We start from the raw sequence: 20,837 nt of genomic DNA, 5'->3' as shown, positions 1-20,837 counted from the left end.
CCGAGCCCGCGGTGGAGAAACTGATCGAGAAAGATCTGATGAACTCGACCGAGCGCACAGCCCGCCGCACCCGCCGCTGGCAGAACGACCTGGCCTGGCACGCCAACCGGCAAGACCGGCTACGCCGAGCCACCGGTGCAAGCGCGGCGCGCGCCGACGAAGAGCACCGAAAGCCTTCGATCAAGCCATCTCACGCTCCCCCGAGCGCGAGAAGGGAAAGTCATGCGGAATATGGAGAGCCACCATTCTGACCGGCCGGTCCGGTGCACCCAAGGCGAAGTACCGAGACCTGACTCGAACCCCACGCCCAGCAAAGTCTCCTCCGCGCAGAAGTCGTCCACACCGGTCACCTCAGCTCCAGCGTCTCCTCCACCTTCAGTTCCCCCGCGCGGACCAGCTGCCGCGCCAGGTAGTAGCGCTTCTTGCCGCTCGTGGTGCGCGGCAAGATCCGGCGTCGGGCGCTCAGCAGCCGGTCGACCGGCAGTTCCAGACCGCGCAGAGCTCGGTGCTGCTGCGGGGTCAGGTCCGGCGCACCCCGAAAACGTTCCAGGACGACGCAGACCGGGCTCACCGGGTCGGTGATGTCGAGGTCCAGCACCATCAACTGGTGGACGGGGTGGTCGAGCACGGCGGCCACCTGCTCCTCCAGCAGGGATGCCAGGTAGTTGCGACCATGGCGGATGATCACGTGCTTCTTTCGCTCCAGCACGAAAAGATTGCCACGAAAGATGAATCCGAGATCCCCGGTGGACAGCGGGCCCCCGTGGGTGCGCACCAGTCCCCGTTCGGCGGTCTCCAACCGGCCGACGCAGACGCTGCGTCCCCTCAGCACGATCTCCCCCAGCATCAGGTCACCGTCGATCGCGGCACCCTCGTCGTCCACCAGTCCGAGACCGAGATCGGGCAGGGCCGGCCCGAGGGCGAAAACCGCGACTCCCCGATCGTCCTCACCCGGAACGGTCAACACCCCCTCACCCAGCACCGGAACAGGACGGCCCGGGTGCAGCCCGATCGGGTCGACCCGCACGAACCACGGCAGCCGGCCCGGCCGGTGCAAGCTCGTGGCCAGCGTCGACTCGGCCAGACCGAAGGCCGGAGAGAAGCTCTCGGCCCGGAAGCCGTACGGGGCCAGGCGCCGGCAGAAGCCTTCCAGGGTGGACTTGCGAATCGGCTCGGCACCGGTCACGACCAGGCGCAGGCAGGACAGGTCGACGCCCTCGAGCTCCGCGTCGGTGGGCTGCTGCCAGGCCTGGTCATAGCCGAAATTCGGTGCGGTGGTGATGGTCGCGCCGTGATCACTCATGGCCTGCAGCCAGCGGGCCGGCCGGCGCACGAACGCGGCCGGGGCGAGCAGCCGCAGCGGCCAGCCGTGCAGCATGCTGAGCAGCAGCGTCCCGATCAGGCCCATGTCGTGATAGAGCGGCAGCCAGCCGCACATGCGCTCGTGCGCGCCGCCGCCCAGACCGGCCCGGATACCGTGCACGTTCGTCAGCACGTTGTCGTTCGAGATGGCGACCAGACTCCCGTCGCCCGTCGAGGCACTCGTCATCTGGAAGAACACCACGTCGTCCGGGCCACCGGGATCCACCACCGGTGCTATGGTCTGCGCAACCGTTCCGAAAAGGTCGGCCTCGTCGAGCACCAGCGGATCGTCGCCGGGCCCGAGCATCCCTCCGAGAGACGTGTCGCTCACCCGCAGGCACCGGCCCCCCAGGCGTCCGGTCACCGAGCTCACCCGCTGCGCGAAGGCATTGTCACCCCCCAGGGCGTTCGGCGGGGCCAGGATCAGCGGCGCGGTCCCGGCCTGCAGGGCGGCCATGAAGGCCAGCACCGTCGGGTAGGGGTCGAGGGCGGTGATCACCACGGGTACGGGGAAGCTTGAGGACGCACCCCCGCCCCTCGAGCGGGCCCGCTCGGCAATGCGGGTGGCCACCGGGGCTGCCCGTTCCAGCAGTTCCCGCAAGGAGCAGGCAATGTCGGGAGCGCCGAAACGGACGAAGCGCAGACTCTCCTCGTCACCGCGGCTCTCCGCGAGCTCCCGGAGCCGGCCCAGCAGGGTCTCTCCCCGGCGCGGCACCCAGGGCGCCGTGTTTAGTTCATGAATCTGCGTCACTCGGTTCACCTTTCACCAGGACGAGGAGAACTCATGAAAAAGGCTGGGCCCGGCGCGGTGCCGGGCCCAGCCTTCAGGCCCACGGTCGGCTACCCGGCCGGCCGGGTCGGCGAACAGCAGGCCAGAGGGTCAGGCTGTCACTCGAACTCGACGTCCGAGATGTCCAGCGAGCTGGTCGTCGAGCTGCTGCTGCAGCCCTCGGCCACACCGATCGCGTCGAGGTCCAGAGCGGTCTCACCGATGATTTCGAACATGGTGTTTGCCTCTCGTGAGAAACCCGTTCCCCGGTAGGGAGAACGGATCAGCCAACCGGTTCCGGGAGAGATCGGGTGACCTTCCCGAGAATGAGACTAGGCCGCTCCGGGCGCTCCTGGCCTCACGGAAAACCCTGGCCCGGCAAAGAATCCACCGCCCCTTCGGGCACCAGGTACAGTTCCACCGCCCCGGCCCCGCCGAGCAGCTCCCCCGCACACCGGCGCACCTCGTCCGCGCTCATGGCGCGCATCTCGTCCCCGGCCGCGCCGGGCTCTCCGTCCGCCGCCAGATACGTGGCCGTGCGCACCGCCACGTCGTCGGCGTGCCGCTCTCCCTCCAGATGCCTGACCAACAGGGCCGACCGGCTGCGACCGATCGCCTCGTCAGTGAGTTCCCGCTCCACGTCGCGCAACACCTCCCGCACCCCGGCCCGGACCCCGGCCAGACGTTCCGGCGCCGCGCAGACCATGACGGTGAGATACCCGGCGTCGGCCAGTTCCCGGCTGAACAACGACAGCGAGTAGGTCGTGCCGGCCCCCAGCCGCCGGGCCAGCACCCCGCCCGGACCCCCCAGAACGTCACAGGCCAAGTGCAGAGCGGTCTTCCGGCGATCGGCCAGTGCCACCCCGGGCAACCCCAGCAGGTACCAGCCCGGCCCTGACACCACCGGCACCCGCTCCGGACCTGTCAGCCGTACCGGAACACCGTGGGCGACGTGCGACGGAGCGGCGAATGAAGGAACCGACGGTCTGGAGGCAACGACGTCCGGTGCGGGCACCTGCGGCCCGGCCTCCACCATCAGCAGACGGGCGCGGCCCGCGGCATCGTCCAGGGTCCGCAGCTCCCGGGAATCCGGCCGGTCCTCCGACGATCCCTCCGCCCCGGCGTACCGGTGCCCGGGTGGGAAGATGCGGGCCCGCAACAGGGCCACCGGCTCCTGCTGAGCGGCCCGACGAGGGGCTCGGTGCGGGGCTCGGTGCGGGGCTCGGTGCGGGTCGGGCAGGGTCCATTCGCCCGCGACCGGGATCAGCTCGCCCACCGCGACCGCCCAGTGTCCACGCAGGCCCGGGCGCGGCATGACCGCGAGCGCGTCCCGCACCGGCTGCGCCCGATCCGGCAGGAACTGCACCTTCACCCCGATCAGGTCGGGGGTCACCAGGGCCGAGCACACCGACCCGGTGCCCCGCAGCAGCCGCGCGACCATCCGGGCCCAGTGCGGTGCGGCGCCCACCGCGACCGGCATCACCGCGGGCGGCAGATCTGCCGCCCGCAGAGCGAGCACGACGGCCCCGACCGCTGCTCCGGGCACGTGGACGGCCCGGACACACTCATCCATGACACATCACCACCCACTGGCCACCGAGCCGACCCCACCGACACGCCGGCCGCAGTCGCAAGGCCGGTCGCAAGGCCGGTCGCAAGGCCGGTCGCAAGGCCGGTCGCAAGGCCGGTCGCAGCACCGGTCGCAGTGGTCGCCACACCGCGGCCGGAGCCGGCCCACCGCGACGACACCGGGCTTCCCAGACCCATCCGAGGCCGAGAACCGCCGTCCACCAGAACCTCACCGTGTCTCACATCGCCTCAGCCAGCGCAGCAACTGGGCCCGCACCGCCACCTCGGTGACCCCCAGGGCCAGCGCGCGCCGATCGGGAACCCCGGCTCCGATCATCGTGGGATCAGCGATCCAGGCGGCGTCCGCAGTGGCGGGCTCAATGCGGCGCAGATGCCGGACCCGGGCCTGATCCAGCCGCTCCGGGCTCCGGGCCAGCAGCGCATCGGCCCGCCGCAGAGCCAGGCCGAGATCCTGGAGGAGAGCGGACGGTGCGGCAGGCCCTGATGCCCGCTCAGGACCGGAACCCGACGCCGGCCCAGATCCCGGCACCACTCCAGAACCCCGCACCACTCCAGAACCCCGCGTCACTCCAGAACCCCAAGCCGACCCAGAGCCCGACACCACCCCAGAACCCCACGCCACCTCAAATCCCGGCACCCCTCCAGCTCCCGACGCCCCTCCAGACCTCGACACCCCTCCAGCTCCCGACACCACTCCAGACCTCGACGCAGCCCTCGACCCCGGAACGTGTTCCCCGACCGCCTCCTTCTGCTGCCGCCCGCCGGCTCGCCGGAGGCCGGGTTCGGGCCGGACCACCCAGGAAGCCCGCACCCCACCCAGCCGGTGGGTGGTGAGGTGGGGACCACCGGCGTCCTCCAGCAGAATCTGGGCCAGGTCGCGGGCGGTCTCAGTGGCGGGCCCGGTGACCTCGTCAGCCAGCCCGACACCCGCCATCACCTGACCGCTGGGCAGATCGGTCCAAGACGTGGTGAAAAGGCCCATCGGTACAGGCCATTCCGATCCCAGGGAGTTTCTCCCCGGCACCGGATCGCTCCGGTGCACGATCCCGTCCACCCGAACCACATCGTCCCCCCGCACCGCACCGCCTACCCGCACCGCACCGCTTACCCGCACCGCATCGTCCACCCGCACCGCATCGCCTACCCCAACCACACCGTCCTCATCAAGCGCGGGCGCCCGACCGGAGCGGCCCGCTCCCGCGACCCGAATTCCAGGATCCCGGGCCCCGGCACTCTCGTAGGCCGCCCTCCGCACAGCCCTGATCCCCTCCTCCGGACCGGCCACCGCGAGTACCGCTCCCGGAGCCGAGATCCACTGTCGATGAACCACATCAATTGCCCCGTAACGAGTCTCACGAAGAACAGCCGGGTCACCGAGCGTGCTGTGGGCCCACCCGGTACCGGCCCACCACGCCGCCAGGAACCGCTGCTGCAAGCGCCAGCCGGTGGACGCGTGCCGCTCTCGGGTCTCCTGCTCCACCGCCGGTTTCTCCCGGGCCACGGCCACCTCACCGAGCACCGGGTACCGCACGGCGGCCAGTAACCCGCGAGCGGCCTGAGCCGCCTCGTCCGGGCTCGCGGAGAGCTCGAAAACCGTGACATCCCTTCCGGTCGCGGCTCGCACCCGAGACCGGAAACGGGTGGGCACCGAGCCGACGACCAGATGCTCGAGCAGGTGGACGAGTCCTTCGGCGGCCGGCTCCTCGGACCCGCTGCCGACCGGCAGACGCAGGTTCAGGGCCACCGGACCGGGCCGGGCCCGGCCCCGGATCAGCCGAAGGTCAGCCGGGCACATGCGAGGCCGCCGGGCTCATCACGAACAGGGCCTGGGTGATGAAGCCCTCGTTCTCGTCGACCGCGATGAGCACCCAGTCACCGGTGGCCAGCGGACCGTCCGGCCCGAGCGACACCCCGACCGACACCTGGGTCTGCCCGGCGACGAGCGCGACCGGGTAGCGCAGGATCAGCCCCATCGACTCCCAGAGCACGGCGATCTCCCGGTCGCGCTCCTGCGGTTCCACATCGAGCGTGAAACGGGCCTCCGGCGAGCCGGTTCCGGAGGAAACGACGCTGGTTTCGGCCCGCACCGCACGGATGTCCGAGACGAGGGCAGGGCGGAACGGGTACCGGGTGTTGCGGCCCTGCCGATCGTAGACCACGGCCTGCACGGCCAGCAGCCGGTCGTGGGAGTCGTGCACCGCGGCGTGGAAGTAGTCCCGGTCCACACCGTCGGGCAGCAGCACCAGTAGTTCGGTCTCGGCCTCGGGGTGCTCCGGCGAGACCTGGTGCAGGCGGGTGCGGATCTCCTCGCGGTCGATGAAGTAGAAGCGGTGGCTGATCGTGGCCTCGCCCTGTAGGCCCTGGGTGGTGCTGCGGACGATCACCTTCAGCCCGCTGTCACCGATCACCTCGGCCCGGAAACCGATCTCGGTGGTGGTGCCGGCCAGCAGCTCGCTGGTGACGTTGCGGGCGAAGGCCTCGGACAGGTCGTCGGTGTCGTCGAACTCCCGGCCGAACACGGTGTCGACCACCTGCCGGGGCGCCAGATAGGTCATGGTTCCTCCAGATGATCACGGTAGGGGGTGGGGAAAAGGGTTGTCCGGTTGACTGCTTGACGGCTCGTGTCCCTCGGAACGGGCCAGTCGCAGAGGCATCTCCTTCAGCCGGCGACCACCGAGGAACCGCAGGGCGTGACTGCCGGACAGGTGCTGCAGGCCCGGCACGAGCACCCGCACCACGCTCACGCCCAGGGCCGCCACGTCGGGGGTGGTCAGGTCCACCACGTAGACCTCGTGACCGGCCTCCGACAGCTGCCGCACGGCCGAGTCCAGCAGCGCCTGGTCGCTGTCCGGTGCCGGGTCGGGACGTCGGGTGGGAAGCCGGGCGGGACGACGCGTGAGGGGCCCGTGCAGCAGATAGCCGGCCCGCTCCCGCAGGTGCGGGTACTTGGTGTAAAGAATGGCGTGCTTGTTGAACTCGTCGACGTCGGAGAAGTCCGGGGCCGCCTGCCAGTCCGCGAAGGTGCGCAGCAGCCGCCGCACGTAGGTGAGCCCCTGCGCCGCCTCCAGGAACGCTTTCTCCACGGCCCCGGCCAGGTCGCCGCGGCAGGCACTGCCGAACGACAGCACGTCTTCCCGGTCCCGCCGGTAGCGCATCACCGCGGCCACCACCGGCAGGTCCAGATCCAGGGACAGGTCGTGGAAGTCGACCGTCCACGAGGTGCCCAGGGCCAGTTGCTCGGCCACCCGGGGTGAGGCGGCCACGACCTCGGGAGACACCGGGCGGGGCGGCAGCCGGTGCAGCCAGGAGATCGCCAGGGCGTCGCGCTCGATCACCTCCTGCAGGCCGGACAGCACTGCCGCGGTGTGCCCCGGGCCCGCGGCCAGACCGGTGGAGATCGACGGCGCGAACTCGTCCTCCTCCCGCACCCTGCGGTAGGGCAGGTACACGGTCGAGGCGGGCACCCAGACCGCCGCCCCGTCCCGCAGCCGGCGGGCCCGCGTCCAGCGCACCACGTCCGCGGCGGTGAAGGGCCGGTAGGGAAAGGCCGGGTCGGCGTACTGTTCCGGGGAGTAGAGCGCGAATTCCCCTGGGTGAACGGCAGGTTCGACCAGATCGTCGTGCCGGGCGACCAGCAGGTCCTCGCGGCGCCAGATGCCGGCCGCGTACCGTTCCACACTCTCCCCGGCCGTGGAGAGCAATGCCGCGCTGCGGGTGAATCCGGCGCCCCCGTTCAGGGTGACCCGCAACGAGGGCCGCACCAGGCTGTTGTCCGCCGCCACGCTGCCACCCAGATGCACGCGCGGCCCGGACTCGGCCAGGCGCACCGTGGCCGAGTGCACGATGCCCGCCACGTCGTCCACCGCCGCGAGCAGCCCGGTCGGCTCGACCCGATCCAGCCCCACCTGTTGCTGATCGCACCAGGCACAGGTCGGGACGGGCAACACCGGCCGGTGTCCGGCGGTCAGGTCGTCACCGATCCAGATCAGGTCGTCCTGCGGCCCGTCGGTATCGTTCAGCCAGGCTGCCGCCCGCACCCCGGCCAGTACCGCAGCCACCCCGAGGGCACCGGCCACACCGACCGGACCACGCCCCGAACTGACGCCGCCCCCGGACAGGCTCTGCTGGTACTCCCAGCGGGTGCGCCCGGTGGGGGCGTTCGCGTGCAGGCGGGTGCGGACGCACTCGTAGCAGGCCAGCCGCTCGCCCGGCCGCCACACCGGGGTGACGAACGCCCCGCGTCCCGGATCGGCGCCGGCCACCAGGAACGCGCTGCCCCGCCGCACGCAGTCCCGGGCCAGGGCCTCGGCCCGCGCGTCGTACAGCGAATCGGCGATCACCAGCACCAGATCGGCGTCGTCGGCGCCCACCCGGGCGTGCGCGGGCAGGGCCACCCGGGCGCAGGCGGTGAGGGCCTCGTCGCCGCACACCTGCACCGTGGTACGGGCCACGGGCTGTCCCGGCCGCACCAACCCCGCCTCCAGCAGGTCCGACAGCCAGGTCAGGGCCTGGTCGCGGGACAGGTCGCGCACGCCGTCGAGCACCTCACCGACCCGCCGCGGCACGGTCAGGACACCGAGCACCTCGCTGACGGCCGCCCCCAGGTGCTCGCCCTGGATCCGCCGGACGCCGCCGGATTCCTCCAGGAAGCCGCTGTCGTCGTCCACCGCGTGTACGTGCGTCCCCGGGGAGAGCACGATCTCGTCGTCCAGAGCCGGTTTCACCATGGTCACTCCTTCGGCCGGGGGTTGTCGGCCCGCGCCGGGCCGAGCAGGGTCAGATGGATGACGGCCTCGTCCTGGCCGTTGACGCCCGTGAGACGGTCGAAGTAGTCGTCGGTGAAGGCGATCATCGGGTGGGCCACCAGATCCATCGAGCCGGCCACCAGGATCAGATTCTGGGCCAGGTGACCGCAGTCGAGATGGACCATCCGGTAGGCCCTTTCCCAGTACTTCCACTGCAGACGGCGGAACGAGGCGGCGAACACCAGCACCGCGGCCGCCTGCCGGGCCCGGGCCGGGTAACCGATGTTCTCCAGCACCTCCTCGTCGTCGCAGTCGGCCCGCACGTGATGCAGGCTGTGCCGCATCGGCTCGTAGTAGTGCACCCCCGACGCGAGACCCTCGATCCGGCGGGCATAGACGTACACGTCGGTGGAGAACAGCCCGCCGGAGGCCGGGAAGGCACGCATCGGCATCCGCACCTTTGAGTCGGGCAGGCCGCAGCTGCCGGTGACACCGATCGCACTGTCCAGCAGATGCCCCAGATCGTCGAGAGTCATGGACGCATCGTCCATCCCGGCCCACGACCGGCGACTGCGCAGCACCCGGTCGAGACTCTTCTGCGAGCGCTGCCGGTCGCGTCGGGGCAGCCGTATCTCAGGGGTGCCGGGAGCGACCACCCGCGCGGCCTGCGCCACCACGGTCTGCAACCCGGGGGTGACGGTGGCCAGGTCGACCGGTGGCAGGTCGCGGAAGTTCCGGTGGAGCTTGGAGTTCTCGTGATAGAGCCGGGAGATCCGGACCCGCTCGTCCGGGACGGACAGATTCAGCTGGTGCGGGGCCTGGGCCGACCAGGGTTGCTGCGGCACGGGTTTTCTCAGCCGGGTCTGCACGACCACCCGACCGTCCGCCGCGTGCACGACCCGCCAGGAAGCGGCGCGTCCGTTCTCCCGCAGGAAGTCACGGATCGGCAGATCACCACCGGCCACCTCGAGCGGGCTGATCTGCGGCCGGCCCGCGAGCACCTCCACCAGACGCGAAACGGCACGTGAGGCGGCCTCTTCCCGTGACCGACCCCACCCACGGCCGACGGTCCCGTCCGTGCGGGTCGCCACCACCTGGAACAGATCCGCACCGGCCCGCCCGGCCGAGAAGGTCACGGGCCCCAGATGCTTGAGGACGCCCACCACCACCGACCGCAGTCCGTCCGGCTCCCAGGGGTGGCGGGGAACGGCGAACACCTCCAGCGCCCGCAGCAGCGAGCGCAGCACCGCCCCGTCCTCGTCCGCCGCCGCTCCGATGAAAGCCGTTTCCTGAGGGGTGGACAGGCGGACAGCGAATCCGGCTTCCAGCGCCAGCATCTCGGCCTCGGCGCGATCAGGGGCGGCGACCAGGTCCCGCATCGGCACCGCTCCGGCCCGCAGGGCATTGCCCTCCCCCGCATGACGCCGGTCCACCAGCGCGAGCACGTGGGCGGGCATCGGCCAGGGCGGCGGCAGAACCCGGGCGGCGAGGCCGAGACCAGCCAGAACCGCGTCGTGGTCGACGGCGGTCGAGCTGGTGCGGCGGCCCGGCGCGTTCGCCGGCCGCCTCTCCACTCCTTCGTTCGTGATCATGCAATCCTCCAGCCCTGGGCGGGCCGGGAGGTGCCCCCACTTCCCCGGGAACAGTTTGCCTGATCACGAACAAGGAGGATGGCGGTCTTCGTCGTCACCGCACCGGCACTGGCACCGGCTCCGACACCGGCACCTGCCCCGGCGGTCACAGGTCCCGCCAGGCCGGGGTGCGCAGGCCGCTGACACCGCAGTCGGGGCAGGCCGGATCGCGCCACACCCGCACCGACTCCTGCCGCATCCGGTCCGCGTCGAGCGTGAAAAGGCTGCCCCACGGGTGGTTCGGCCCGGTCGGGGCGGCGATCCGCAGCAGCAGGTGCGCCAGCACGCCTCCGGTCCAGTGCACCATCGCTGCCTGGGTGGTCGCCCACGCCGCCCAGGCAGCCCCCACCGACGAGGCAGCACCCACCGACGAGGCACCCACCCGACCCCCAGATGCCCCAGACCCCGCAGACCCCGCAGACCAGGCCGGAACCAGCGATCCGGAATCCGTTGCCCCACCCCGTTCCAGGCAGGTCGGGCACGCTGACTCCCCGGGCGCCGTCCACGGGCCCAGCCGCACGTCCGCCGGCGTGACCAGCACCGGTGCCCACAGACGTCCACTGTTCTGATGGGCCTGATTGACCGCCCGCCAGTCGGCCACCGACGCACCCCCCTGCATCGCCACCATCACGGTGACACCGTTCTCGCCCGGGGCCGGCTGCGGGAGCGGATCACCCGGGCGCCAGTCCAGACCGACCTCGACCGCCAGCCCTTGCTCGGAGACGATGCGCGACAGCCGCCGCACGTAGGCCGTGGGCCCGTGCAGCACCACCTGGCGATCGAGGACGGCCAGGAAGCGCTCGTCCGGCGCGCTGCTGTGCCGGGCCAGGTAGCGATAGAGCCCGCTGTGCGCCGGGGTGATCATGCGCTCCAGCACCTCCGCCCGCGGCGTGCGCACCAGGTCGAGGCGCTCGATCAGCTCGCGGTACTTGTCGTAGAGCTCCAGGTCGCCGGGATCCAGCTCGCCCGGTGCGGAGGGGAACGCGAAGAGCGGGAGCACCTGGTCGATCAGACGGTGCAGTTCGGCCGCCACCTCGTCGTCCGCCCTGACCTCGAGCGTGCGGGCGGCGCTGCCGAGGGTGACCAGACCCGGGCCGACCCGGGTCAGGCAGGCGTCTCCGGTCCCGATCACCGGGGCGGTTGTGGTCATCTGTCCTCCAGGGCGGTCCAAGCCGGAAATGGTGGACGTACTCCTCGCCCCAGCAGTCGTTTTCGTCTGCGGTGCGTGGATTTCCAGGTTAGGTGGGCGGGTGTCGGCCGGGCGCCAGCACCAGCCGTTGTTCTTCCCCACGGAAAACCCCGGGCCACCCCTCACCCACTCGGACGGCCCGTTGGACACCCTCGTTACATACATGCAAGACTGTATGTATGCGGAACACGGCGGAGGAAGCTGCTCGCACCCGGGAGAAGATCCTGCGTGCGGCCCTGCAGCGTTTCGCCTCCGAGGGGTGGAACGGCACGTCGTTCGTCGGCGTCGCCGAGCAGGCCGGGGTCACCCGGGGGGCGGTGCACCACCACTTCACCGACAAGACCGCCCTGCTGCACGCCGCCCTGGCCCAGGCCTGGCAAGACCATCCCGCCCCGGCGTTCGCGCAGTTGCAGGCCGAAGACACCGACCCGCGCGAGCGCCTCGTGGCGTTCGTGGCCGGCTATCTGGACGCGCTCCGGGAGGATCCGGAGTTCCGCACCCTGGCCGTGGTCTCGACCATCGTGGCTCCCCAGTCCACCGGGGAGGCCGGTGAGCAGGAGGGCCTGCCGGAAAAACAGGTGGCCCTGTCCGGCTGGTCGGAGCAGATCCGGCACGCCCTCAAAGAACTGAGCGCCCAGGAATCCCTGGCCCTCGATCTCGACACGGCGGTGTTCCTCATCGCCAGCACCACCTACGGCGTGACCGTCAGCGCCGCCCTCGGCGAGACGCCCCTGCCCGACAGCGCCCAGTCCCGGGCCCTGGCCGAGCGTCTCCTCAGAACGGTCACCGCCGCATAAGCCCTCACCACCAACTCACCAGCAAGGCCTGCCCCCGTCCAGGGGGGACCTCTTCAGGGGCGGGCCGAAGGAGCGCGATCGATGAACACCGACGGGGATCCGGCACGTACGGAAGAGGTGTCCGTTTCGCTGCACCACGCCGAGCAACCGCCCGGCACCACGGAACCACCTGCCACAACACCAGACTCAGCAACAGACTCAGCACCAGACGCAGCACCGGATCCGCACGCCCGGTACCGCGGCGCGGCCATCGCCGTGGTCTGCGTGGCCCTGTTCGTCGACATGCTGGTCTACGGCCTGGCCATCCCGGTCCTGCCACTGCTGCCCGCCCTGGAAGATGCGGGATCCACCGGCACCGGCATCCTGTTCGCCAGCTACGCCGCCAGTCTGCTGCTCATCACCCCGTTCGCGGGGCGCCTGGTCGACCGGCACGGCCCCCGCACCCCGCTGCTGCTGGGGCTGATCGGCTTCGGCGCCGCCACCCTGCTGTTCGCCGTCGGCGGGCCGTACCCGCTGCTGCTGGTCGGGCGGCTCTTCCAGGGCGCCGCCGCAGGCCTGTCCTGGGTCGCCGGGCTCTCCCTCATCGCCATGGTCACGCCGCTGGCCGACCGCGCCCGCTGGATGGGCCTGGCCATGAGCATGGTCGCCCTGGGCGTGCTCGCCGGCCCGCCGCTGGGCGGTTTCATCGCCACGCACTGGGGCACGCACGCACCGTTCGTGGTGGCCGCGGTCGTGGCCCTGCTCGACGCCGTGGCCCGGCTGATGCTGGTCCCGCGACTGCCGCACCAGCAGAACGACGACCCGGCCGGCCCCACCACCGTGCTGCGCGTACCCGGCACCCTGGCCGTCGTCGGCCTGATCATCGTGCAGGCCGGGCTGATCGCGGCGCTGGAACCGGTGCTGCCCTTCCACCTGGCCGACACCATCGCCGCCGACAGCACCCGTATCGGTCTGCTCTTCGCCCTCACCGTGGTGGTCGGTGCCACCCTCAACCCGATCGTCGGGGGCCTGGTCGCCACCGTCGACAACCGGCTCCTGACCGGCATCGGCGTCCTGTTCGGCGCGGTGTCGATCTGGTGGGCCGGGGCCGCGGACAGCACCTGGTCGGTCGCCCTGGCCATGGCCCTGCTCGGGGCCGCCACAGCCTTCATCGCGGCGCCCGCCACCACCCTGATCGGCGTGCAGGGCGGCAAGGCCAGCCCACCGGCGCTCGGCGGCGCCTACGCCCTCTTCAACATCGCCTATGCCATCGGCCTGCTGATCGGTCCCCTCCTGTCCGGTCCCCTCACCGATGCTCTCGACCTGTCGGGCGCACTCACGGCCATCGCCGTCCTGACCGTCGTGGGTGGCGGGGCCGCCGCCCTGTGTGCGCCCTCCATCGCCGGGCTGACCGACGACGCCTCCCCGAGACCGTCATGACCAACCTCCTGCACCGCCGTCACAACGCATCCCACGAACCTCGCCACACACCTCGCCATCAGGCAACCGTCCCGCTCAGCCGGGACGGCGCCGGCCGGGAACGAGGACCGATGAGACACGGATCCCACGGAGCACGGGGCGGCGACGACGACCAGCACCTGTCCCTGCTCAACCGCTGGGGCGCCCTGGTGGCCCGGCACGGCTGGATCGCCGTCGGCATCTGGGCCGTCATCCTGACCGCGGCCGGCTGTCTCTACCCGGTGCTGCAGCGCGAACTGTCCACTCCCAGCTACACGATCACCGGTTCCCAGTCCGACCAGGCGCAGGAGCTGCTCGGCGAGCACTTCCCGGCCCTGGGTAACGAGCAGGGCGTGCTGGTGTTCACCGCCTCGGGCACCGGCGCCCGTTCCGCCTCCTACCGGGCCGCGGTCGCCACAGTGCTGACGAGGGTTCAGGACCTTCCCGGCATCACCGGGGTGGTCGACCCGTACACCGAGGGCGGCATCAGCCGGATCGGTGACGACGGGCGCACCGCGGTCGCGCTGATCGGCATGCGCGGCGACGCGAGCGAGCGGGCCGACCTCAGCGACGACATCAGTGCGGCGGCGTCCGCTGCGGCCTCGGGAACCGGCGTGGAGGCGCTGTACTCGGGCTCCACACCACTGAACAAAGACCTGTCCGAGGTCGAGCTGCACGACCAGGAACGCGCCGAGATGATCGGCATCCCGGTGGCTCTGGCGGTGCTGCTGCTGGCTTCGGGCACCCTGGTGGCAGCCCTGCTGCCGGTCGTCACCGCCCTGCTCGGCGTGCTGCTGTGCATGGGCGTGCTCGCCCTGGTGGCCCCGGTCTTCGGGCTGGACCAGTTCGTGACGGTGATCGCCAGCATGATCGGCGTGGGCGTGGGCATCGACTACGGGCTCTTCGTGGTCAGCCGCTTCCGCGAGGAACTGGCCCACCGCATCCCCGAGGCCTCGACCCGCAGGGAGCGCAAGTGCATCGTCAGCGGCGCGGTCGGCCAGGCCCTGCACACCTCCGGCCGCACCGTCCTGGCCTCGGGCATCATCGTGATGGTCGCGCTCTGCTCGATGGTCGTGATCCGCGGCCACGTGTTCCAGCAGATCGCCCTGGGCACCGGCATCGTCGTGACCTGTTCCCTGCTGGTCAGTCTCACACTCCTGCCGGCGATCCTGGGACTGCTCGGCACCCGGGTGGAGAAGCTGGCCCTGCCGCGGCGGATGCGCCCGCAAGACACGGTCGGCGGGGGCGGCGGCGACCCGATGGACACGTTCTGGGGGCGCTGGGCCCGTATGGTCATGCGCCACCCGTGGCTGTTCGCGGGCACCAGCATCGTGCTGCTCGTGGTGATGGCCCTGCCGCTGGGCGGGATCAAGCTGGGCCTCGACCTCGGCCTCAACGCGCTGGGCAAGACCGACTCCGGCCGGGCGCAGCAGATCGTGGCCGCCACCTTCACCCCGGGGGCCGTCGCCCCGGTACAGATCGTCATCGACGCCGGGCCCGGGGGCATCACCACGGCCGACCTGAATGCCGTGGCCTCTCTGGGCGACTCCCTGCGGGCGAATGCCTCGGTGGCCGAGATCGTCTCGCCGACCGAGGCACTCGACCAGGCGGCGGGCCGTCACGACGCCCCCGCCCTGCGCGCCGCCGCCCGGGACGCCGCCCTCCGAACCGACCTGGGCCAGCTCGTCGACCTGGACACCGGGGGCCGCCATCTGCTGCTCACCGTGGTGGCCGACGTGCCGATCGACTCGGTCGGCGCCATGCAGCTGGTGCGCGACCTGCGTGACGACATCCTGCCGAGGGCCCTGGCCGGCACCGGCGCCACGTTCCTGGTGGGTGGGCTCACCGCGCAGTACGTGGACCTCAGCGACGAGACCACCGCCAAGCTGCCCCTGGTGATCTCGATCGTGCTCGGGCTGTCGTTCCTCTACCTGCTCGTGGTGTTCCGCAGCATCCTGCTCCCGCTCAAGGCCGCGGTGATGAACCTGCTGGCCACCTGCGCGGCCCTGGGCCTGACCGTGTTCGTGTTCCAGGAGGGCCACGGCGAGTCGCTGCTCGGGTTCAGCAACGTGGGCACCCTGCAGGCCTACCTGCCGGTCACCCTCTTCGCCCTGCTCTTCGGGCTCTCGATGGATTACGAGGTCTTCCTGGTCGGGCGCATGAAGGAGGAGTGGGACCGCTCGCACGACCACGTGGTCACGGTCGCCACCGCCCTCAGCCACACGGGCCGCCAGATCACCGCAGCCGCGGCGATCATGATGGTGGTCTTCGGCAGCTTCCTGGTGGCCGACGTACTGGAGCTCAAGCAGATGGGCTTCGCTCTCGCCGTCGCCGTGACCCTTGACGCCACCGTGATCCGGATGGTGCTCGTACCCGCGGTGATGACACTGGCCGGTCGGTGGAACTGGTGGCTGCCGGGACCCCTGGACAGGGCCATTCCTAAAGTCCACCTGGAATAGCGAGAAATCCGAAAACTAAATGAGCCCGAGCACGGTGGCCTGACGACAGGCCTCCATCCGATTACGTACCCCGAGCTTCTGGAGAATGTGCCGGATGTGATACTCGACGGTATTCTCGCTGATATGCAGGAAACCCGCGATCTCGCTGTTCCGGTGACCGTGATCGAGCAATTGCAAAACGTCTCTCTCACGTCGTGTGAGCCCCACCCGGGGCAGGGAGAGACCGGTGTGCTGCCCCTCGTGGAAGATCGAGTCGATGACCCGTACCCGCAACCGGTGCACCAGGTCCATCGCCTCGATCACCCGTCTCGGGCTGGTCTCCAGTTCGAGATAGACGGCACACCCCCGGCGGATCCAGCGCTCGGCCCGCCGCCGGTCGTGACGGGCTCCGAGCAACCCGATCTCGATGTCGCTGCGGGCCGCCTGGGCCCGCCACAGGGTCTGCTCGATGTGGTGATCGTCCAGGCCGGCGGCGAACAGCAACCACCCCATGTCGGGGTCGGCCACCAGCGCCGGGAACTCCCCCATGTCCGCGCAGGGCACGATCTCCACACCCCCCTGACGCATGGCGCCGTCCGTACCGGTCGGCCACCACGACCCCAGAAGAATGGCGTTGCCACATCCTTTTTGCTGACGTACTGATGAGTCCAAGGCTGCGTCCCCCCGCTCATGCCAAAGGCCCTCGTCCGTAAGTGCACACGTATCGCACCGATCGGATTATCCAACTGATCCTAACCAGATCGGACGGATATTTAACCCCCGCGACCACATCAATCAGCAACGGGCCGAAGAAAACTAATCGGTAATGTCAGAATCGGCCGATCACGTTGTTGACCAGGAAGTGCCGGGCCGGTTTGGTCGGCTGCTCGACCGGGCTGAAGGTGAGGCGGTGCAGGTAGAACCAGCCCGAGGCGAAGGCCCGCACGGCCGCCGTCATGGTCTGCTTGAAGTCCTGTGTCTTCTTCAGGCCGACCAGGTCCACCGAGTGCTCCCAGTCCGCGTCCAGATTGCGCACCCACGCCGCCGCGGTGCGCGAGTAGTCGGCGAAGTCGTTGCGGGCGGCGACCAGGTCGAACAGTCCGTCGGACGCGGCGACGACCTCGCTGAGGAAGGCCGGATTGCACTCGGGGTAGTTCTTGGCCGCCATCGACAGGTCGCTCAGCCAGCGGCGTTCCAGCGGGAAGCGGTGCCCCCAGGTGATGGTCTGCACCACCAACCGGCCCTGCGGCGCGATCATCGAGCGGCACTGCTCGAAGAAGGCCCGGTAACCGGCAATCTTGCGGCGTTGCGACATGCCCGGCCGGGCGAAGTGCTCGAACGCCTCGAACGAGATGATCGCGTCGTAGGGACGCACCGGCCGGTGGTCGGCCCAGTTCTCGACCCGCACCTCCAGACCCGGAACCTTGCGGGCCCGCAGCCAGTCGGCCCCGGTCTGGCTCAGGGTGATCCCGACGGCCTCGGAAATCCCCTCCTTCTCCAGGAGTCGCTTCACCTCCGTGCCGTATCCGCAGCCGACGTCGAGAACCCGCTGTCCGGGCTCAATCCGGGCCTGTTCGGCGAGGTAGTCCATCTTGCGGTCCTGGGCCTGCTCGAGCGTGTCCCCGGGCTGCCAGAGGGCCGCGGAGTAGGCCAGGCTGGGGCCCAGCCAGATCCGGAAGAACTCGTCGGGCAGGTCGTAGTGCTTGCGTGCGGCCTCGACCGAGACGCCTCGGTAGCGGCCGTTGACCGGGTTCTGGAGCAGTGCCATGTCAGATCTCCTCAGTGACGGGAACAGAGCCGGAACCGGCCCGGTGACCGGACAGGGCGGCCCGCAGGCGATCCAGTCCCCGGGCGGTACTGATCAGGGGTGCGTAGCCCAGGTCGCGCCGGGCCGCGCCGATGTCGAACCAGTGCTCGGTGGTGAGGTGCTCGAGCAGGAACCGGGTCAGGGGCGGTGCCCCCGGCAGCGAGCCCAGGCGCCAGGCGGTCTCACCGGCCGCGGCGATCACCCGGGCGGCTGCCACGCTGATCCGCCGGTGCTCGGGCGGCAGGCCGGCCGCCCCGAGCCACAGGTTGATCGTGGCGGCGACCGGCCGCGGGTCGTCCTGGGTGATGAAGTAGGCCTTCCCGGCCGGGACCGACCCCGGCTCCAGCCGCTCGAGCGCGAGAAGGTGCGCGTGAGCGGCATTGTCCACGTACACCGTGTCGATGAGCCGGTCGCCGGGCCCGATCTGACGCAGCCGCCCGCGCCGAGCCGCCGCGGCGAAGCGGGGCACGAAGTGCGGGTCGCCCGGCCCCCAGACCAGGTGCGGGCGCAGGGCACAGGTGGCCAGACGGGAGCCGTTCGCAGCCAGCACGAGCTGCTCGGCGATCGCCTTGGTGTACGGGTAATGACAAGTGAAACGGGTCGCGTAGGGCACACTCTCGTCGACGCCGGCCAGGTCGCGGCCACCGTGCACCACGCTCGGGCTCGACGTCAGCACCAGCCGGTCCACCCCGTGCCGGCGGCAGGCCGCGAGCACGTGCTCGGTGCCGCGCACGTTGGTCTCGAAGAAGTCCTCGTACGGCCCCCAGAAGCCGGTGCGGGCGGCGCAGTGCACCACCGCGTCGCTGCCGGCCACGGCCCGGGCCACGTCCCGCGCGTCCCGCAGGTCACCGCGCACCACGTCCACCGGAACACCGCCCGGAACGCCCTCCAGAACGCCCTCCAGAACACCAACCGGCACACCAACCGGAACTGCGGCCAACGGCGGCAGTTCGCGGCGGCTCAGCACCCGCACCTGGTGACCGGCCGCGCGTAGCTGCACGAGGATGGCCCGCCCGAGGAAACCACCTCCCCCGGTGAGCAGCACCCTCACGAGCGTTCCCGCGTCCTCAGATACCGCCCCGCCGCCACCGGCGACGCCACTCCCGACCGGAAGACGACCTGCCCGCCCACGCACACCGCGGGCACCGCACGGTCGTTGCGGTTGACCATGCGCCGTAGGCCGCCGAAGACGTCCATCGGTGCCTCGTGGTAGGAGTTCACCTCACCGTCGAGCCCTTCGGGGTCGATCACGGTGATGTCGGCCCGCGCCCCCACCTCCAGCCGGCCCGCGTCCAGCCCCAGCCAGGCCGCCAGTTCACCGGTGAGCCGGTGCACGGCCGCCTCGGTGGTCATGAACGGCTGCCCGGAACGCTGGGCCTCCCGCACCCGCCACAGCAGGCGCAGCGGGAAGTTGTAGAAGGCCATGTTGCGCAGATGGGCGCCGGAGTCGGCGAAACCGATCTGCACCCCGGCGTCGACGGCCATCCGGTCGAGCACGTCGGGCCGGTGATTGGCGATCGTGGTGCGCCAGCGCAGTTTCTGCCCGTGCAGCACCATCAGCTCGCAGAACGCGTCCACCGGGTGGATGCCACGACGGTCGGCGGCCTCGCCGAAGCTCAGGCCGATCAGCGAATCGTCCGGGCAGTCGACAATCTGCGCGTCGTACAGGTCCCGGTGCCAGGCCTTCACCGGGAAGCGGCGGCTGTACTCGGCGCGGAACCGGTCCCGGTAGCCCTGGTCGGCCATCAACTCCCGCCGCTCGACCTCGTCGCGCAGGTGCAGGGCGGCCGCGGTGGCACCGAACTCCTCGAAGATCACCAGGTCGATGCCGTCGGCGTAGAGCTCGAACGGCAGGGGCAGATGCTGCCAGCGCACATCGGCGCGACCGAACCGGTTCGCCGTGCGCGCGCTGAATCCCGGCACCCGGAAGAAGAACGGCGCCGCCTTGGGGTCGATCGCGGTGAGCAGCGTGGTGCGTAGCGCCGGGCGCACGCCGAAGCCGGAGCTGCTCAGCAGGAAGAGCACGGTGTTGAGCGGCCGGGTGGTGTTCGGGGCGCTCTGCAGCACGGCTCCGTGCGAGCGCAGAACCGCGTGCAGACGGCGGAACTCGCGCCAGGTGGCGTAGGTCGAGGGCAGCCGGGCCGAGCGGTAGCGGTCACCGTCCAGCCGGGCGAAAGGGCTCGTCATCGACGACATCCCGAGCATGCCGGCCTTGACCGCCTCCTCGAGCAGGGCCTCCATCCGGGCCATCTCGGCACGGCTGGGCCGAGCCCGGGGGTCGACCGAGCGGCCCAGGCCGAGCACGTGGGCCCGCAGGTCGGAATGGCCGAGGAAACCGGCGACGTTGGGACCCAGCGGCAGCGCGTCGAGGGTGTCGACGTATTGCGCCGGGCCGGACCAGGTGCGCTGTTCCCGCAAGGTCTTGAGCACCTGGTCGCGGGGCACGGCCTCGACCCGGCTGAACAGGTCGGCGCAGTCCACCGGGTCGGAGAAGACCGTGGACAGGGAGCAGTTGCCCATCACGACGGTGGTGACGCCGTGGCGCAGCGACTCGGGCAGGCCCGGGTTCACCAGGATCTCGGCGTCGTAGTGCGTGTGGACGTCGATGAAGCCCGGAGTGACCCAGGCACCTTCGGCGTCGATCACCTCGGGGCAGCCCTCGACCGGCAGTGGCGGGCCGGAGATCTCGGCGACCACCCCGTCCCGGATGCCCACATCGGCCAGGACGGACGGGGCTCCGGTGCCGTCGAAGACGCGTCCGCGGCGGATGATCAGGTCGAAGGTCACGACGTCTCCCCGGCCCGGGCGCCGAGCTTGCGCTCGACCAGGTCCACCACGTCGAGGGCGCTCCCGGCGCGCAGCCCGTCGCCGTCGCTGATCCGGATGCCGAAATGGTCTTCCAGCTGGGTGAACAGCTGCAGCAGGCCCATCGAGCTGAGCCCGTGCACGCTGAGCGGGGTGTCGTCCAGGGCGATGGTCTGCCCGGACACCTGGTCGCCCACCGAGGTGGCGAACTCGACGACGGTGGCGAAGATCTGGTCCCTGGTCACGGTTCCTCCTGCTCGACACTGC

Annotated in this window: 16 protein-coding genes; 4 read left to right on the top strand and 12 right to left on the bottom strand. The window is 70.8% G+C overall.

Going from position 1 to position 20,837, the window contains the following annotated elements:
• Positions 1-251, top strand: a 251-nt coding sequence (locus QSK05_RS33850; RefSeq protein WP_285601499.1) for a hypothetical protein, incomplete at its 5' end; no start/stop codon positions are given.
• A 95-nt stretch (positions 252-346) separates the two neighbouring features.
• Here the strand turns inward: QSK05_RS33850 and QSK05_RS33845 are convergent.
• The 7 genes from QSK05_RS33845 to QSK05_RS33815 all read right to left on the bottom strand — a co-directional run bounded on the left by QSK05_RS33845 (position 347) and on the right by QSK05_RS33815 (position 11,247).
• Positions 347-2,113 carry an AMP-binding protein gene (locus QSK05_RS33845; RefSeq protein ID WP_285601498.1) on the bottom strand — a complete coding sequence of 589 codons (1,767 nt, stop codon included), beginning with the start codon at positions 2,111-2,113 and terminating at the stop codon, positions 347-349.
• Positions 2,114-2,489: 376 nt separating this feature from the next.
• Complete coding sequence (locus QSK05_RS33840) at positions 2,490-3,704, bottom strand: insulinase family protein (protein ID WP_285601497.1); 1,215 nt, start codon at positions 3,702-3,704, stop codon at positions 2,490-2,492.
• Between the two features lie 225 nt (positions 3,705-3,929).
• On the bottom strand, positions 3,930-5,516 hold the full coding sequence (locus QSK05_RS33835) for a peptidase M16 family protein (RefSeq protein WP_285601496.1): 1,587 nt from the start codon (positions 5,514-5,516) through the stop codon (positions 3,930-3,932).
• Entirely contained in the window at positions 5,503-6,276 is a 774-nt protein-coding gene (locus QSK05_RS33830; protein ID WP_285601495.1) for a DUF5944 family protein, read from the bottom strand. The genes QSK05_RS33835 and QSK05_RS33830 overlap by 14 nt, the downstream gene beginning before the upstream one ends.
• 15 nt (positions 6,277-6,291) lie before the next feature.
• Positions 6,292-8,448 (bottom strand): TOMM precursor leader peptide-binding protein, encoded by a 2,157-nt coding sequence (locus tag QSK05_RS33825; protein WP_285601494.1) that lies wholly within the window; start codon positions 8,446-8,448, stop codon positions 6,292-6,294.
• Between the two features lie 2 nt (positions 8,449-8,450).
• A complete protein-coding gene (locus QSK05_RS33820) occupies positions 8,451-10,058 on the bottom strand; it encodes a SagB/ThcOx family dehydrogenase (protein WP_285601493.1) in 1,608 nt (535 codons plus the stop codon).
• Positions 10,059-10,203: 145 nt separating this feature from the next.
• Positions 10,204-11,247 carry a hypothetical protein gene (locus tag QSK05_RS33815; protein ID WP_285601492.1) on the bottom strand — a complete coding sequence of 348 codons (1,044 nt, stop codon included), beginning with the start codon at positions 11,245-11,247 and terminating at the stop codon, positions 10,204-10,206.
• Positions 11,248-11,465: 218 nt separating this feature from the next.
• On the opposite strand from QSK05_RS33815, the gene QSK05_RS33810 reads away from it, so the two are divergent.
• The 3 genes from QSK05_RS33810 to QSK05_RS33800 all read left to right on the top strand — a co-directional run bounded on the left by QSK05_RS33810 (position 11,466) and on the right by QSK05_RS33800 (position 15,979).
• A complete protein-coding gene (locus QSK05_RS33810) occupies positions 11,466-12,083 on the top strand; it encodes a TetR/AcrR family transcriptional regulator (RefSeq protein ID WP_285601491.1) in 618 nt (205 codons plus the stop codon).
• An 81-nt stretch (positions 12,084-12,164) separates the two neighbouring features.
• Entirely contained in the window at positions 12,165-13,502 is a 1,338-nt protein-coding gene (locus QSK05_RS33805; RefSeq protein ID WP_285601490.1) for an MFS transporter, read from the top strand.
• Between the two features lie 110 nt (positions 13,503-13,612).
• Positions 13,613-15,979 (top strand): MMPL family transporter, encoded by a 2,367-nt coding sequence (locus QSK05_RS33800; RefSeq protein WP_285601489.1) that lies wholly within the window; start codon positions 13,613-13,615, stop codon positions 15,977-15,979.
• A 15-nt stretch (positions 15,980-15,994) separates the two neighbouring features.
• Here the strand turns inward: QSK05_RS33800 and QSK05_RS33795 are convergent, their stop codons facing one another.
• From QSK05_RS33795 to QSK05_RS33775, 5 genes are all read right to left on the bottom strand, one after another.
• Positions 15,995-16,546: a response regulator transcription factor gene (locus QSK05_RS33795; protein WP_285601488.1), complete on the bottom strand. Its 552-nt coding sequence runs from the start codon at positions 16,544-16,546 to the stop codon at positions 15,995-15,997.
• A gap of 241 nt (positions 16,547-16,787) precedes the next feature.
• A complete protein-coding gene (locus tag QSK05_RS33790; protein ID WP_285601487.1) occupies positions 16,788-17,726 on the bottom strand; it encodes an SAM-dependent methyltransferase in 939 nt (312 codons plus the stop codon).
• Between the two features lies 1 nt (position 17,727).
• Complete coding sequence (locus QSK05_RS33785; RefSeq protein WP_285601486.1) at positions 17,728-18,816, bottom strand: NAD-dependent epimerase/dehydratase family protein; 1,089 nt, start codon at positions 18,814-18,816, stop codon at positions 17,728-17,730.
• Positions 18,813-20,552, bottom strand: coding sequence for an N-acyl-D-amino-acid deacylase family protein (locus QSK05_RS33780; RefSeq protein ID WP_285601485.1), 1,740 nt, complete (start codon positions 20,550-20,552; stop codon positions 18,813-18,815). Before QSK05_RS33780 ends, QSK05_RS33785 begins: the two co-directional genes overlap by 4 nt.
• Positions 20,549-20,815 carry an acyl carrier protein gene (locus QSK05_RS33775; RefSeq protein ID WP_285601484.1) on the bottom strand — a complete coding sequence of 89 codons (267 nt, stop codon included), beginning with the start codon at positions 20,813-20,815 and terminating at the stop codon, positions 20,549-20,551. Before QSK05_RS33775 ends, QSK05_RS33780 begins: the two co-directional genes overlap by 4 nt.
• Between the last annotated feature and the right edge of the window lie 22 nt (positions 20,816-20,837).

Origin of the sequence: Kineosporia sp. NBRC 101731 (genome assembly GCF_030269305.1) — a bacterium.
In the GTDB taxonomy this organism is placed as follows: Bacteria; Actinomycetota; Actinomycetes; order Actinomycetales; family Kineosporiaceae; genus Kineosporia.
Note: the sequence above shows the minus strand (reverse complement) of the source record. Positions and strands in the feature narration are given on the sequence as shown.

Coding starts and splice junctions, on each gene's coding strand:
- QSK05_RS33820 (WP_285601493.1), bottom strand. CDS start 10,058: ATGATCACGAACGAAGGAGTGGAGAGGCGGCCGGCGAACGCGCCGGGC.
- QSK05_RS33815 (WP_285601492.1), bottom strand. CDS start 11,247: ATGACCACAACCGCCCCGGTGATCGGGACCGGAGACGCCTGCCTGACC.
- QSK05_RS33805 (WP_285601490.1), top strand. CDS start 12,165: ATGAACACCGACGGGGATCCGGCACGTACGGAAGAGGTGTCCGTTTCG.
- QSK05_RS33810 (WP_285601491.1), top strand. CDS start 11,466: ATGCGGAACACGGCGGAGGAAGCTGCTCGCACCCGGGAGAAGATCCTG.
- QSK05_RS33830 (WP_285601495.1), bottom strand. CDS start 6,276: ATGACCTATCTGGCGCCCCGGCAGGTGGTCGACACCGTGTTCGGCCGG.
- QSK05_RS33790 (WP_285601487.1), bottom strand. CDS start 17,726: ATGGCACTGCTCCAGAACCCGGTCAACGGCCGCTACCGAGGCGTCTCG.
- QSK05_RS33835 (WP_285601496.1), bottom strand. CDS start 5,516: ATGTGCCCGGCTGACCTTCGGCTGATCCGGGGCCGGGCCCGGCCCGGT.
- QSK05_RS33825 (WP_285601494.1), bottom strand. CDS start 8,448: ATGGTGAAACCGGCTCTGGACGACGAGATCGTGCTCTCCCCGGGGACG.
- QSK05_RS33800 (WP_285601489.1), top strand. CDS start 13,613: ATGAGACACGGATCCCACGGAGCACGGGGCGGCGACGACGACCAGCAC.
- QSK05_RS33840 (WP_285601497.1), bottom strand. CDS start 3,704: ATGGATGAGTGTGTCCGGGCCGTCCACGTGCCCGGAGCAGCGGTCGGG.
- QSK05_RS33795 (WP_285601488.1), bottom strand. CDS start 16,546: ATGCGTCAGGGGGGTGTGGAGATCGTGCCCTGCGCGGACATGGGGGAG.